Consider the following 13,311-nt stretch of genomic DNA (forward strand, 5'->3'; position numbering starts at 1 on the left):
GCGACTTTCTCCCGATTTGGGCGTTGAACATGCGTTGTGATGGTGAAATGGGGCGTTTTCCTTCTATGGTCGAAGGATCGGCGCCTTTGCCCCCTTTTCCACCAGAGGGTTAACCGATAAGCTGTTCCCCACGTGCAAGCCGCGCCCGCAAGCCCGCCCCATTGGACCGAGGAGGCGGACAACGAGAGTGGCGACAGGAGCGAAGGACGATGCCGATTATTAACCGTATTGCCGAATTTCATGCCGACATGACCGAATGGCGCCGGCACATCCACGAGAACCCGGAAACCGCGTTCGAGGAGTTCAAGACTTCCGAATTCGTCGCCGGAAAACTGAAAGAGTTCGGCATCGAGGTGCATCGCGACATTGCCGGTACCGGCGTTGTCGGTGTGCTGCATGGGGAGGGCGGGCCGACCGGTCGCGCCATCGGCCTGCGTGCCGATATGGACGCCCTGAACATGGAAGAGGCGAACAGCTTTGCCCATGCCAGCAAGGTGCCGGGCAAGATGCATGGCTGCGGCCATGACGGCCATACCACCATGTTGCTGGGCGCCGCCCGCTATCTGGCGGAAACGCGCAATTTTGCCGGCACGGTGAATTTCATCTTCCAGCCTGCTGAGGAAGGGGCCGGTGGCGGCCGCCGCATGGTGGAAGAAGGGCTGTTCACCCGCTTCCCCTGCGACATGGTTTTCGGCATGCATAACTGGCCGGACCTGCCGCCGGGGCAGATCGTGGTCAAGGAAGGCCCGATCATGGCCGGTGCCGACCAGTTCGAGATCAAGGTGGCGGGCAAGGGCGGCCATGCCGCGCTGCCGCATCATACGATCGACCCGATCGTCATTGCGGCCCATATCATCACCGCCACACAGACGGTCGTCAGCCGTAATATCAGTCCGATTGAAAGCGGCGTCATTTCCATCACTCAGGTCCATGCTGGCAGTGCCTATAACGTCATTCCGGAGGAAGTGATCCTTCGCGGCACCGTTCGTGCCCTCAGCCATGAGGTGCGGGAGCTGCTGGAGAAGCGTCTGCGCCATATCGTGGAGACTGTGCCGGTCACGTTCGGCAGCACGGCCACCATCAATTACCGGCGCGGTTATCCGCCCACGGTGAACCATGGCGGCGCCCCTCATGAACTGGCCACCCAGGTGGCCCGCAAGGTGGCGGGTGAAGATAATGTGCTGAACAATGTCGGCCCCAGCATGGGGGCGGAAGATTTCGCGTTCATGCTGCAGGAACGGCCCGGCAGCTATGTCTGGGTTGGTCAGGGCGGATCGGAACTGGGGTGCCTGCTGCACAATCCCCGATATGATTTCAATGATGACATCATGCCGCTGGGCACAAGCTATTGGGCGACGCTGGTAGAGACGGCCTTGCCCAAGGCCGCCTGACCGATGCCGGTCTTCCAGACGTCCTGGCGTCGCGTCGCCCCCGCCGCTCCCGCTTTGGTGGCCCTGCTGGCATTCTCATGCCTGCCGGGCTGCGGCGGGGGCACCACGGCCTGGCTGGCGGGGGAAAGCGGGATTTCTTCCCCCTTGAGTGGTGATGGCCCGCAGCCATTGGTTGGTCGCGCGCAATGGCTGGGGGAAACCAGCCGGGCGCAGGCCCAGTCCTTCCTGGTCGCAAGGACAGAGGATGAATGGGCGGCGCTGTGGGATCTGGCGGGGCGGCCCGCCCCCGGTAAGCTGCCCGACGGCCTGATGGCGCTGGGCATCTTCCTGGGGACCCGCACCAGCACGGGCTATTCGGTCGATGTTATCCGGCTGCGGGCAGAACGCGACATGGGCCAGCGCGACCGGATGGTGGTCGAATTCCGGGAAAAATCCCCGGCGGAGGGCCAGATTACGGCCCAAATGCTTACATCCCCCTATGCCATCATCATGGTGGACCGAAGCGACGCCAACGTACGCTATAATCGCCTGCCCTGAAGGGCCGGGCCGTTTGGGAGGAGATTGCCTTTGACTGTCACCGCAACGACCCGCGGCGGCGGGCGTATCCTTGTTGATGCCCTTCTGGCCAATGGTGCTGATCTCGCCTTCTGTGTGGCGGGTGAAAGCTATCTGGAAGTGCTGGACGCCGCGACCGACCGACCCGACCTTCGCCTGATCACCTGCCGGCAGGAAGGTGGTGCCGCCTTCATGGCGGAAGCCTATGGCAAGCTGACCGGTCGTCCCGGTATCTGCATGGTCACGCGCGGACCGGGGGCGTGTAATGCCGCCATTGGCGTGCATACAGCGGCTCAGGATAGCAGCCCCATGATCATGCTGGTGGGGCAGGTGGCCCGCCATCAACTGGACCGGGAAGCCTTCCAGGAAATCGATTTCCGCCAGATGTTCGGCCCGGTGGCCAAGTGGGTGGCGCAGATCGACCGCGCTGACCGTATCCCTGAATATATCGCCCGCGCCTTCCAGACGGCGACCAGCGGTCGTCCCGGCCCGGTCGTGCTGGCCCTGCCGGAGGATATGCTGCGGGAAACGGCGACGGTTCCCGATATCGTCGCCACGAAGGCGGAAGCCTATCTGCCGGAACCGGCGGGCATCAACCGGCTGGCCGCCATGGTCGCGGCATCATCCCGCCCGCTGGCCATCATTGGCGGCGCTGTATGGGATGATGAGGCTTGCGGCGACCTGCTGCGGTTCCTGGAGGCGTGGCGGATACCGGCGGCCTGTTCCTTCCGCCGGCAGGATCTGGTGGATAATGACAGCCCGGCCTTTATCGGTGATCTGGGCACGGGCGTGGCGCCGTCCCTGGTGGAGCGGGTGCGCAATGCCGATCTGATCCTGGCCATCGGTACGCGGCTGGGGGAAATCCCGACCCAGGGCTATAGCCTGCTGGTCCCGCCGAAATTATCAGTGCCGCTGATCCATATCCATGCCGATATGGCGGAACTGGGCCGGGTCTATCAGCCCGATCTGGCGATCCCGGCCAGCCTGCCGGCTGCCGCCCGTGCGCTGGCGGCCCTGGTCCCGCCATCAACTTGCGCCTGGGCGGATTGGGCGGAAGCCTGCCGGGCTGATTATCTGGCCTGGCAATGTCCCTCGCCTTATGACGGGGCGCTGGATCTGGGGGCGATCTTCACCTGGCTGCGTGACCGGCTGCCCGATGATGCCATCATCACCAACGATGCCGGTAATTTCTCCGGCTGGGGCCACCGCTTCCTGCGTTATGGCCGGCCAGGACGGCAACTGGCGCCGGTCAATGGCGCCATGGGCTATGCCTTCCCGGCGGCACTGGCGGCCAAACTGACCTTCCCGGATCGTCTGTGCCTGTCCATGTCGGGTGATGGCGGTTTCCTGATGACGGGACAGGAACTGGCCAGCGCCATCCATGCCGGGGCGGCCCCGGTGGCACTGATCTTCAATAATGGCATGTACGGCACCATCCGCATGCACCAGGAACAGCGCTTTCCTGAACGGGTCAGCGCCACCAGCCTGACCAACCCGGATTTCGCGGCCCTGGCCCAGGCCTATGGGGCGTTCGGTGTCGTGGTTGAACGCACGGCTGATTTCGCGCCCGCGTTTGAGGCGGCACTGGCGTCAGGCAAGCCGGCGGTGATTGAGCTGCGCATGGACCCGGAGGTCATCACCACCCGCACTTCCTTGTCGGCGATGCGGGCCGCTGCCCTGGCCCGGCAGGCAAAACAGCGAAATGAAGAAGGGGAGTGACGGTCGCCGTCACTCCCCCTGATTCAATCTGATGAGAGTTGGCTTTTTGGTTGGCTGTTAACTGAACAGCCAACCAAAAAGGCCCTTGGATTTCTTCGGTGCCGGCTTGGCGGCGGCGGGTTTGGCAACCGGCTTCTTGCCCTGGATATATTCCAGGCGGAACCGTTCCAGATCCTCCTTACGGCCGAACTTGAACAGGACCAGCAATATCTGCGCGCGCAGGCCGGTATCGACGCTCATCTCCTCCTGCATCCCGACAAATTCCAGCGCCCACAGGCCCTTCACATTGTCGCGGATCCAGTCTTCCGCCTTGTCCATGTCACCGCGATTTTTGAATTTCACGGTGGTTTCAAACGCGTAGCCGACCATGGCGTTCTGTCCTCAATCCGCGAGATGGGAGAACAGGACGATCAGAACGATAGCGATGATCACGGCCATGACCGGATTGTTGCGCAGCCAGTTCAGCACATTGTCGGTCACGGATATATTGTCCGCTGGCGCTGTGGCGGCCGCAGCGGGAGTGGTAGCGGACAATTGGGCTTCCAGTGCCGCGACACGGGCTTCCAGAAGTTCCAGTCGGGAGGGTTGATCTGTTGCAGCAACCGGATCGACCGCCGGGGGCAGGGGCGGCGGCTGGGGGGTGTTTTCAATATCGCTCATGATCGGCAAGGCCTGATTAGCTGTGGAAAGACATGTTCCTTGCGCGGGATAATAGCGTTATCCCCTTGTTCCAGGGAAGAACAACCCGCCCTTCCATATTATTTGCATAAACCGGAAGAAATATGCGTCGTTCCATTCGCCTTGCTTTTACCGCCCTGGTTTTGCCGGCGGCCCTGGCCCTGACGGCCTGTGCCGGTGCTCATGGCGACAATATCCCGGCATCCGTCTCTATCCCGCTGGCGGAAACGGAAAGCCCCATGCTGAAGTTGGGGGAACTGATCTATCGCGGGGGGCTTCACCTCCGGGATCAGAATACGGAATTTGGCGGGCTTTCATCCCTGCGCGTCAGCCCCGATGGCAGCCAGTTTGTAGCGATCAGCGATAGAGGCAGCCGGGTGGCTGGTCGCCTGCATTGTGACCCGCACGGCGCCTTGTCGGCGGCGGACGGCTTTACCATCGGACCGCTTCTGGATGTCGATGGCGGGGCGGTAGGTTTTGGCAAGAATGACAGTGAAGGGCTGGCCATCATCGGTGACTGGCCGGGTGAGGGCTGGGTCGTCTCTTTTGAACGGGACCACCGGCTGCTGCGCTATCCATCGGCCCTGACTGGAGTGGTGCCGCAGCGTCTGGAGGGGCCAGCCGGGCTGGCGGATCTGGATTTCAATAGCGGGATTGAAACCCTGCTGACCCTGGATGATGGCCGGCTTTTCATGCTGGCCGAAGGCGGGGACGATGCGGGGCGCCATCAGGGCTGGGTTGGCCGGTCGGGGGCGTGGCAGCACTTCACCTATCAGGGGCTACCGCCTTTCCTGCCTGTGGATGCGGCGCGGTTGCCGGATGGGGGCGTGCTGGTGCTGGAACGTCGGGTCGGCCTGTTGGGCGGCTGGGGTAACCGCATCGTTCATATTGAAGCGGCTTCCCTGAAGGCTGGGGCCATTGATGGCGGCATGCTGGAAGGCCGGGAGATCGCCCGGCTGAACCCACCGGTGAATGTCGATAATTTTGAGGGGATCGATGTGCGCCGGGCGGCGGATGGGCGGCTGCTGGTCTATATCCTGTCGGATAATAATTTTTTGTTCCTGCAGCGCACCTTGATGATGATGTTTGAATGGCCGGGAAAATGAATTGTGGCGGGGGAGACCCCGCCACAATCACGCCGGTCAGAACCGCACGGTGCCGGATAACACCCACTGGCGCGGGGCCTGCGGGTAGTAGGCGTAGGGGCCGTCATTATTGGAAATGACGGTATTCACCTCCCGGTCGAACAGGTTGCGCCCGGTCAGGGTCATTTCCAGACTGTCGATCGGCGCCCAGGTGATGGCGGCATTGACCAGGGCATAGCCGCCGGCCCGCCTTGTATTGGCGCCATCATAGGCGTAATCGCCGGAAATATCGGCCCAGCCGCGGACGGTCACAGCCGGTTCCGCCCAGTTCTGGCTGATTTCCACCCGTCCGGCATGGCGCGGCACGCCCGCCACATCCTTGCCGGTAAAGTCGAAGGGCCGGTTGGTATCCGGTTCCAGGAAGGCGTTTTCCGTCCAGACCGCATCCGTGTAACCATAGCTGACGGCCAGGGCCAAGCCAGGGTTCATGTCACGCAGATCGGCCTGGGCTTCCACCTCCACCCCGCGGGAGCGCTGACGTCCGGAATTGATGGTCCGGGCGGACGCGCCGACGGGCAGAAGCTGGAGCAGATCGCTGCGCTTCAACTGATAAACAGCCACGGTGCCGGTCAGCCGGCCATCCAGCGCATCGGCCTTCAGGCCGGCTTCGATATTTTTCGACAGTTCCGGGGCCAGGCTGGTGTCCCGGTTGCGGAAGGACCAGAGCGGACCGAAGCCGGGGCTGAACCCTTCACCATAGGTCGTGTAGGCGGTGACATGATCATCCACCTGCCAGCGGACGGACAGTTTCGGGCTGATCCGGCTGTCACTATCCTTGACCAGCACTTCCGGATCGGGACCGTAACCGGTGCCCGACGGGCCGTAGAACACCCGGCGCTTGAACCGGTCGTACCGCGCACCGGCTGTCAGGGTAAGGGCCTGCCAGTTGAAATCCGCCTGGACAAAGCCGGCCTGCGTTTCATTGCGGGCATGGGCATCCATCAGGCGGCTGGAAAGCCATTCATCCTGGTTGAGATAGGCGCCGGTCGCCGCGTCGCGGCGGCGGATATAGAAAAGCGGGCCGAAATCGAACTCGCCATTCCAGGTTTCAATATGGTTGGCGTTGATCCGCTCGGCAGACGCACCGGCGATCACGCGCCAATGATCGTCGATCGTCCAATCGACCTGCTGTTCCAGGAAATAGGTGTCCGTATCACCATCAACCCGGAAACCGCTGAAATCCACGGTCCCGGCCGCCGGGTCAAAGCGCTGGAAGGCACCCTGGACGGCGCGCGTGTCGGCGTGGCGGTAATGCAGGCGGGTGGTGGCAGTCACGCTGTCGCTGATATCGGCATCCAGCAGGGCGGTGCTGGTCCACATGCGCTTGTAGAAACCGGCACCGTCATTGTTCCAGTTGCCCTTGCGGCCGCCCGGCAGTTCCACGGGGACGCCATGGATATCGGTCGGCAACTCGCCGGCCAGATCCTGCTTGGTGTTCACATAGGTGCCGGTCAGGTTCAGGCGCAGCCGTTCATTCAGGTCGAGGCGCTGTTTGACGAACAGGTTTTCCTCGTTCCGGTCGGTGCGATCACGCCAGCCGTCGGCGCGCTGCAACTCCGCTGAAATCAGCAGCGCGCTGGCATCGCCGGTGGGGCGCTGGATCATGGCGGCCGCCTGACGCCAGCCATGGGAGCCGATGCCGGCCTGGGCGGCGGTCTGCGGCTCATCCGTCACCGGGCGGGTGATGTAATTGATGGTGCCGGCAATGGCACCCCGGCCATACAGGGCGGAGGTGGGGCCGCGCACCACTTCCACCTGGCCGACAACGCCGAAGGGAAGCTGTTCCATGTCGCCTTCGTCATCACCGGTGACGAAGGGCACGCCATCCATCAACACGACGATGGTGTCGTTATGGATGCGGTTGGGCACGCCCCGGATGCTGATATCCGTGTAGGTGCCCTGGTCATTGGTGCGGACATTGATGCCGGGAAGGCCGCGAAGTTCCTCCCCGATGAAGCGCGTGGCTTTTTCTTCAAAATCGGCACGGTCCACACGGGAGACCGAGGCCGGGATATCACGCAGCGCCGTGGCGCGGCGGGTGGCGGTAACGACGATTTCGTCGAGGGGGGACGCTGTGTTCGTCTCCTGCGCCTGGCCCGGAAGGGCTGTGCCCTGAAGGGCCAGAAAGGCCGTTGCGGACACAATGCGGGCGTAAAGGCGGGGTTTGTTCATGTTGCGGAACCAATGTACGGGGTTCGATCTGGGTTCCGCGCCTCAATCGACGAAAATATCCCGCAGTGCAAGCACGGCGCAGCCTCCGGATGGCAGCCCTGCGCCGTGCACGGGCGCGTGGTCAGCCTTTTTCCTGATCCTGGAACGGGTTGCTGCCATCGCGGCTTTCCACTTCCACCACCCACAGATCGGGGTCGCGCTTCACATGACGTTCGATGAAGGCGGTGGCTTCCTGTTCATCCACCTGTGCGCCATTGGCGCCGGGCACCCAGCCCAGCCGGCCCGACAGGTCGCGCCCCTGGGTGAAAAGGCGGCTGCCCTGGAAGGGTATTGTCACCTTCAGCAGGATCAAGCCTCCCTCCCGGTCGCCCTTGCGCAGCACATAGGCCGGCACGCCCTCGGCACTGCAGCGCCAGAGATGGCTTTGGATGTAAAGATGGGTCGGCAAACGGTCTTCCATGCCGGTCCTTCCGGGACTATCAATTTCAAACGCCCGTTCCATTGGGAAAGGGCAGATCAACCAACACCAGACGGACCGGCCGATGCAAGCCCAACCTCTCTTCAACCGCGCGCTGCTGACCAATGATGATGGGATCGACGCGCCGGGCATGGCTGCCCTGGTGGCGGCGGTGACACCGCTGGCGCGGGAAATATGGGTGGTCGCGCCCGAACATGACCAGAGCGGGGTGTCCCGCGCCGTCAGCCTGCATGCCCCGTTGCGGGCAAGCCTGCGCGGGGAAAGGCGGGTGGCGGTCAGCGGCACGCCCAGCGATTGTGTGGTGCTGGGATTGCGGGCGGTCCTGCGGGACAACCCGCCGGATATCGTGTTCTCCGGCATCAATCGCGGCGCCAATCTGGCGGAGGAGGTGGGCTATTCCGGCACGGTTGCCGCAGCCCTGACGGCGCGCATGCTGGGTGTGCCGGCCTATGCCGTCAGCCAGGCATGGCGCGACCGTTTCAACGTCCGCTGGCACACGGCCATTTCCGGCCTGGCGGGGGTGGTAGAACGGTTTGGCTCCGCACCGGCTACCGTACTGAACATCAATTTCCCCGATGTGGAGCCGGTGGAACTGGCCGGGATCGCTGTGACACGGCAGGCGATCACCGGGACCATTGATGTGGATGTGGAGAGCCGCACCGACATGCGCGGCTTTGATTATCACTGGATGGCGTTCCGCCGCCAGCCGGCCAGCGCCGTGGATGAGGCAAGCGATGTGGCCGCCCTGCGCCGCCACCAGATCAGCGTCACCCCGCTGGGCTTCAGCCTGACGGATATGGCAGCGCTGCAGGCCCTGGCCTGAACAGCAAAAGGCCCGCCGGGATCAGCCGGCGGGCCTTCGGATCGCTTGATGAGGAAAGCGGTTAGATCCGCTTTTCCGTCGTTTTCAGCACTTCTTTCGGGCTTGCATGCATGTCCGCCGCGTCGGTATGCATCAGCTTCTTCAGGAAGGGGCTGATGAGGGCGACGAGGACGGCGATGATGGTGGCCCAGATGAACAGGTCCCAGAAGACGCTGGTATAGACCGGCAGGCTTTCCTGCGGGGTCATCACCTGGCCCGGTTCCGTGCTGGTGCTGGCCAGCGATGCCACCCAACCGGCCAGGAAATGGGCCCCGGCGGAGGCCAGGAACCACACGCCCATGACCATGGCGGTGATGCGCGCCACCGACAGGCGGGAGATCATCGACAGGCCGACGGGCGACAGGCACAATTCACCGGTCGTATGCAGCAGATAGCCCAGCCCCAGCCAGAACAGGCCGGTCTGTGCATCTTCACCGGCCAGGGAGGCGCCGAACACCAGGGCGCCGAAGCCCAGGCCCACCTGCAGGATAGCCAGTGCGAATTTAAGCGGCGTGGACGGTTCCAGCCCCTTCTGCGCCAGTCGCACCCAGCCCCAGGAAAAGACCGGGGCCAGCAGTACGATGAACATCGGGTTGAAGACCTGCACCACAGAGGCCGGCACGATGATGCCGAACAAGGAGCGGTCGGAATTACGATCCGCGAACAGGGTCAGCGAGGTGCCGGCCTGTTCAAACAGGGTCCAGAACACGACGGACAGGGCCGTCAGCACCAGCACCACGATCATGCGGTCCCGCTCGATCTTGGTGCATTTGGTCAGGCTGAACCACAGGATGCCCGTCAGCACCACGGCAACGATCACCAGCAGCAAGGTGCCGACGATGGCGTGCCACTGGACAAGCTGCCAGTTGATGAAAACAGCGGCCAGGGCGCCGGCATAAATCAGCCATTCCCGCGACAGGCCGATGGGCGTGCGCGCCTTCAACTGTTCCGGATTGGGCGGTTCGGAATTGCGGTACCATTTGGTCCCGCCGGCGAACACGATCAGCCCCAGCACCATGCCGATACCGGCAAGGCCGAAACCATAGGCCCAGCCATAGGTTTCACCCAGATAGCCGCAGGCGATGGTGGAGAAGAAGGAGCCCAGGTTAACACCCATGTAGAAAATGGTGTAACCGGGGTCACGACGCGGATCGTCGCGATCGGCATAGAGCTTGCCGACCATGGTCGAGATGTTCGACTTCAGGAAGCCGACACCGACAATGATGAAGGCCAGCGACAAGAACATGATCTGATCATAAGGCGACTGGCGAACGATCACCCCGTCGATGATCTGCGCCGGGCTGCCCTCGAACGCCATGCCGATATGGCCGCACACCAGAAGGATGGCCCCCAGCATCACCGCCTTGCGGTTGCCCAGATACCGGTCGGCGATCAGCCCGCCAATCACCGGCATCGCATAGTTCAGCGAGGCGTAGCTGGCATAGATGAAGCCCGCCGTCTCATCACTATAGAGGAAATGCTTGACCAGATAGAGGGTCAGCAGGGCGCGCATCCCGTAGAAGGAGAAACGCTCCCACATCTCGGCAAAGAACAGGGGGGCCAGACCGCGCGGGTGGCCGAAGAAGCCGCGCTCCGGGTCGTTAGAGATCAAAGCCATCGTCGCCTTGCGGGTGATATGTCCGAATGGCGGGCCTATATCATGTTTACCCCGACCAGAATACCGGCTTTGCGACATTATCATGACGCCGCTTTCCGCTGTGGATTCCCTTTATGTTCCAGGCGGCGGGCGGCTTCAGGCAGGATTGCCGTGTCTATTGAAATAATCGCACCCGCTTCCTGCCCGCGATGGAATATTGCGCATTTGCTGCACCGCATTCTTGTACGCGACGCGACCCTTAAAATTTTTCCGGTCCGGTCCCTGCGCGAAGAGAGGACGGGGGCAATCAGACCGGTTGGCCCGTCCGCACTGTTGGAATCGGTTCACGCATCGCCTCGGCTGTTCATCTGTGAACGCTGAACTGTCCATTTCCGGACACTGTCCGGGTGCGGACAGTCGGACGTGCCGCGCAAAGCCGGTGTTTCCGCCATTCCGGCTTTGGCACGCGCCTTGCCATTAGTCCCTTGTCCATGGCTGGGCCCACCGGGGTCCGGACGACAGGAGATTGAAGACATGATGATCCAAGAACAGCACACAGCGCAGGAGCCGATCTCCAAGGGGCTTGCCGACATTGTGGCCGGGATCAATCCCGACCTGTGGCTGGGCGGCGTGGTGCTGGCCACGCTGGCGCCGTGGCTGGTGCGCTGGATCTGATTGTCCGGGTATTGGGGGGAGAGGGGCGATGGATCGCCGGATTGAAAAAGCGGGATTTGCCAAACACCGCAAAAAGGCGCTGGGGCTGGGTATCGGCCTTTTACTGGCTGGTGCCGGCTTTTATGCCATCAGCCAGACCGGTGGCGGGCAGACGATCAGGGTGGCGCAGGACCGTTTGACGGTTGCCACCGTCCAGGAGGGGCCGTTTGAGGATTTTATCCCCGTGCGCGGCACGGTGGAGCCGCTGACCAGCATCTTTCTGGACAGTGTGGAAGGGGGGCGGGTGGAACGGCGCTTCGTGGAGGCGGGGCAGATGGTCACGGCCGGCCAGCCGCTGCTGGAACTGACCAATACCGATTTGCAGTTGGAGGTCATCAGCCGCGAGGCGCAGGTGATCGAGCAGCTCAACCAGCTCCGCACGGTGGAACTGAACCTGGAAACCAGCCGCCTGTCCAACAAGCAGTCACTGGTGGAGGTCGAGTATCGGCTGACCCAGTTGAAGCGGACGCTGGACCGCCGGGCTGAACTGGTTAAAAGCGCCGCCATTTCCCAGGCGCAGTATGACGAGGCCCGCGACGAGCACGACTATCTGATCCGGCGGCGCGACGTGCTGCGTGAAACCCAGGACGTGACCGATCGGCTGCGGGCAGAGCAGTTTGGCAAGCTGCGCGAAAGTACGGAAAAATTGCAGGAGAACCTGGAATTTGCCCGGCGCAACCTGGACAACCTGATCGTGAAAGCCCCGGTGGACGGGCAGTTGACGGCACTGGAAGCCGAGGTTGGCCAGAACAAGACCCGCGGGGAGCGGCTGGGCCGGATCGACCGGATGGACGGGTTCAAGGTTGTGGCCCAGGTGGATGAATTCTACCTGTCCCGCCTGTCCACCGGCCAGACGGCCGAGGTGGCGATGGCCGGGGGGCAATATGTATTGCGGGTTGCCAAAATCTTCCCCCAGGTCCGCGAAGGCCAGTTCCGGGTGGAACTGGAGTTCCAGGATCAGGCGCCCACCAGTATCCGCCCCGGTCAGACCTTGCAGCTTCGCCTGAAGCTGGGCGATACGGCGACGGCACTGCTGATCCCCAATGGCGCCTTTTATCAGGATACCGGTGGGGCCTGGCTGTTCGTCGTCGATGGTGACGGGGCACATGCGGTGAAGCGCGATGTTGAGCTGGGCCGCCGTAACGCGCAGGTGATTGAGGTGAAATCCGGTCTGCGCAAGGGGGACCGGGTGGTCACTTCCGCCTATGGCGACATGGTCCGGATGGACCGTATTCAAATGAATTGACCCAAATATCCAAAGAACAGGGAGAATGGAAATGTTGAAGCTGGTCGATCTGGTCAAAACCTACCGTACCGAGGAAGTGGAGACGACGGCACTTAATTCCGTGAATATCCATGTCCGGCCTGGAGAGTTTGTCGCCATCATGGGGCCGTCCGGCTGCGGCAAGTCCTCGTTGCTGAATATTGTCGGCATGCTGGATAACCCGACCGGTGGACAATATCTGTTCAATGGCGAAGAGGTGTCGAAATATGGTGAGCGCAAGCTGGCCGACATCCGGAAGAAAAATATCGGCTTCATCTTCCAGAGCTTCAATCTGATTGATGAATTGACTGTTTTTGAGAATGTCGAACTGGCGCTGCTCTATCACGACATCCCGGCGCGCGAACGCAAGGCGCGGGTGCGGGAGGCGCTGGAGAAGGTGAATATCGCCCATCGCGAGGGCCACCTGCCACAGCAGCTTTCCGGCGGTCAGCAGCAGCGCGTGGCCATCGCCCGCGCTGTGGTCGCCAAGCCCAAGATGCTGCTGGCGGACGAACCGACCGGTAATCTGGACAGCGCCAATGGCGATGAGGTCATGCGTATGCTGACCGACCTGAATGCGGAAGGAACGACGATCGTCATGGTCACCCATTCCATGCCGCACGCCCAGTATGCCACCCGCATCATCAACCTGTTCGATGGACAGGTGGTGGCGGAGAATATGCGCGCCGCCTGAGCGCACATGTTGGTGCCATGACCTGATGTGCCGCGCCGGGGG

13 protein-coding genes are annotated in these 13,311 nt (G+C 62.6%); 8 read left to right on the forward strand and 5 right to left on the reverse strand.

All coding sequences use genetic code 11. The annotated features are described in order from the left end of the window. Nucleotides 1–209 precede the first annotated feature (209 nt). Genes G473_RS0117560 through G473_RS0117570 form a run of 3 tightly spaced genes read left to right on the forward strand, consistent with a single transcriptional unit; the run spans nucleotide 210 to nucleotide 3,665 of the window. Entirely contained in the window at nucleotides 210–1,391 is a 1,182-nt protein-coding gene (locus G473_RS0117560; RefSeq protein ID WP_029014182.1) for a M20 aminoacylase family protein, read from the forward strand. Nucleotides 1,392–1,394: 3 nt separating this feature from the next. Continuing rightward, the gene (locus G473_RS29500) at nucleotides 1,395–1,928 is read left to right on the forward strand and encodes a protease complex subunit PrcB family protein (RefSeq protein ID WP_051330393.1); all 534 of its coding nucleotides are present in this window, start codon (nucleotides 1,395–1,397) and stop codon (nucleotides 1,926–1,928) included. Between the two features lie 30 nt (nucleotides 1,929–1,958). Then, nucleotides 1,959–3,665 carry a thiamine pyrophosphate-binding protein gene (locus G473_RS0117570; protein WP_051330394.1) on the forward strand — a complete coding sequence of 569 codons (1,707 nt, stop codon included), beginning with the start codon at nucleotides 1,959–1,961 and terminating at the stop codon, nucleotides 3,663–3,665. Between the two features lie 57 nt (nucleotides 3,666–3,722). On the opposite strand, the gene G473_RS0117575 is transcribed toward G473_RS0117570, so the two are convergent. After that, nucleotides 3,723–4,034 (reverse strand): hypothetical protein, encoded by a 312-nt coding sequence (locus G473_RS0117575; protein WP_029014184.1) that lies wholly within the window; start codon nucleotides 4,032–4,034, stop codon nucleotides 3,723–3,725. Between the two features lie 12 nt (nucleotides 4,035–4,046). Next, a complete protein-coding gene (locus tag G473_RS0117580; protein ID WP_029014185.1) occupies nucleotides 4,047–4,325 on the reverse strand; it encodes a hypothetical protein in 279 nt (92 codons plus the stop codon). A 122-nt stretch (nucleotides 4,326–4,447) separates the two neighbouring features. On the opposite strand from G473_RS0117580, the gene G473_RS27565 reads away from it, so the two are divergent. Then, the gene (locus tag G473_RS27565) at nucleotides 4,448–5,449 is read left to right on the forward strand and encodes an esterase-like activity of phytase family protein (protein WP_084438263.1); all 1,002 of its coding nucleotides are present in this window, start codon (nucleotides 4,448–4,450) and stop codon (nucleotides 5,447–5,449) included. A gap of 36 nt (nucleotides 5,450–5,485) precedes the next feature. On the opposite strand, the gene G473_RS0117590 is transcribed toward G473_RS27565, so the two are convergent. Both G473_RS0117590 and G473_RS0117595 read right to left on the reverse strand, forming a co-directional pair. Beyond that, nucleotides 5,486–7,660, reverse strand: coding sequence for a TonB-dependent siderophore receptor (locus G473_RS0117590; protein ID WP_051330395.1), 2,175 nt, complete (start codon nucleotides 7,658–7,660; stop codon nucleotides 5,486–5,488). Between the two features lie 121 nt (nucleotides 7,661–7,781). Further along, complete coding sequence (locus G473_RS0117595) at nucleotides 7,782–8,120, reverse strand: DUF1491 family protein (RefSeq protein WP_029014187.1); 339 nt, start codon at nucleotides 8,118–8,120, stop codon at nucleotides 7,782–7,784. An 82-nt stretch (nucleotides 8,121–8,202) separates the two neighbouring features. On the opposite strand from G473_RS0117595, the gene surE reads away from it, so the two are divergent. Next, nucleotides 8,203–8,961: a 5'/3'-nucleotidase SurE gene (gene surE, locus G473_RS0117600; protein WP_029014188.1), complete on the forward strand. Its 759-nt coding sequence runs from the start codon at nucleotides 8,203–8,205 to the stop codon at nucleotides 8,959–8,961. A gap of 61 nt (nucleotides 8,962–9,022) precedes the next feature. Here surE and G473_RS0117605 read toward each other — a convergent pair whose 3' ends face one another. Continuing rightward, nucleotides 9,023–10,618, reverse strand: coding sequence for a peptide MFS transporter (locus G473_RS0117605; protein WP_029014189.1), 1,596 nt, complete (start codon nucleotides 10,616–10,618; stop codon nucleotides 9,023–9,025). A 513-nt stretch (nucleotides 10,619–11,131) separates the two neighbouring features. Between G473_RS0117605 and G473_RS30405 the strand changes: the two genes are divergently transcribed. The 3 genes from G473_RS30405 to G473_RS0117620 are packed head-to-tail and all read left to right on the forward strand — an operon-like array spanning nucleotide 11,132 to nucleotide 13,269. Continuing rightward, complete coding sequence (locus G473_RS30405) at nucleotides 11,132–11,272, forward strand: hypothetical protein (protein ID WP_154667448.1); 141 nt, start codon at nucleotides 11,132–11,134, stop codon at nucleotides 11,270–11,272. 28 nt (nucleotides 11,273–11,300) lie between these two features. Then, nucleotides 11,301–12,557 carry an efflux RND transporter periplasmic adaptor subunit gene (locus G473_RS0117615; protein ID WP_029014190.1) on the forward strand — a complete coding sequence of 419 codons (1,257 nt, stop codon included), beginning with the start codon at nucleotides 11,301–11,303 and terminating at the stop codon, nucleotides 12,555–12,557. Between the two features lie 25 nt (nucleotides 12,558–12,582). Continuing rightward, nucleotides 12,583–13,269: an ABC transporter ATP-binding protein gene (locus tag G473_RS0117620; RefSeq protein WP_035707631.1), complete on the forward strand. Its 687-nt coding sequence runs from the start codon at nucleotides 12,583–12,585 to the stop codon at nucleotides 13,267–13,269. Nucleotides 13,270–13,311 lie beyond the last annotated feature (42 nt).

The organism is Niveispirillum irakense DSM 11586 (assembly GCF_000429645.1).
GTDB classification, from domain to species: domain Bacteria; phylum Pseudomonadota; class Alphaproteobacteria; order Azospirillales; family Azospirillaceae; genus Niveispirillum; species Niveispirillum irakense.